The sequence below is a fragment of the Acidovorax sp. KNOB132 genome, assembly GCF_057541515.1.
The window spans coordinates 1-984 of the sequence record NZ_BAAJYT010000577.1; the positions used below are offsets into that span (position 1 = coordinate 1).

The window sequence follows — 984 nt, forward strand, 5'->3', positions numbered from 1 at the left end:
CTCCGGCCGTCGCCCCGCTGCGCCGGCGCCTGGACGACAACGCCCGGGTGCTGCTGGCCGCCTACCGCGCCAGCGCGGCCGAGCTGGAGGCAGGCCGGCGGGTCGTGCCCGCCGCCGAGTGGCTGCTGGACAACTACCACCTCGTCGAAAAGCAGGTGCGCGACATCCGGGGCGATCTGCCGGCCGACTACTACCGGCAGTTGCCCAAGCTCGCATCGGGCCCGTTCGCGGGCTATCCCCGGGTGCTGGGCCTGACCTGGGCCTTCGTGGCCCACACCGACAGCCATGTGGATGCGGGCACGTTGCGGGCCTTCCTGCAGGCCTACCAGCGCGTGCAGCCGCTGACCATCGGCGAGCTGTGGGCGGTGGCGATCACGCTGCGCATCGTGCTGATCGAAAACCTGCGCCGGCTGGTGGACCAGATGACCGTGGGACGCGCCGCGCGGGCCGACGCCGACCGGCTCGCCACGCACCTGATGGCCCTGGGCTCCGCCCGCTCGGCGCTGGACGAGGACATCGCCGCGCGGTCGCCCCTGGCGCTGTCCGAACTGTTCGCCGCCCAGCTCGCCAAGCGGCTGCGCGACCACGACCCGCGGACCATGCCGGCGCTGGGCTGGCTACAGGAGCGCCTGCAGCAGCAGGGCACCACCATCGACGAAGTGGTGTCGCATGCCCAGCAGCGCCAGGGCGCCTCCAACGTCACCGTGCGCAACGTGATCACCAGCCTGCGCCTCATGTCCGACATCGACTGGGCCGACCTGTTCGAAAGCGTGAGCCTGGTGGACGAGCGGCTGCGCGAAGGCAGCCACTTCGCCGCGATGGACTTTCCCACGCGCAACCTCTACCGCGACGCCATCGAGCAGTTGGCCCGCCGGTCCCGCCATTCGGAACTGGATATCGCCGAGCACGCGCTGGCCGCCGCGAAGGCCGCCGCCAGCGCCCCGGGTGCGGAGCGCAGCGACGGCGGCGACGGCGCCCCGGGTG

General features: G+C 72.6%; 1 pseudogene. It reads left to right on the forward strand.

Annotated elements, in window-relative coordinates:
• Window positions 1-984, forward strand: a pseudogene (locus AC27IO_RS24770) (glycosyl transferase); the annotation flags it as partial.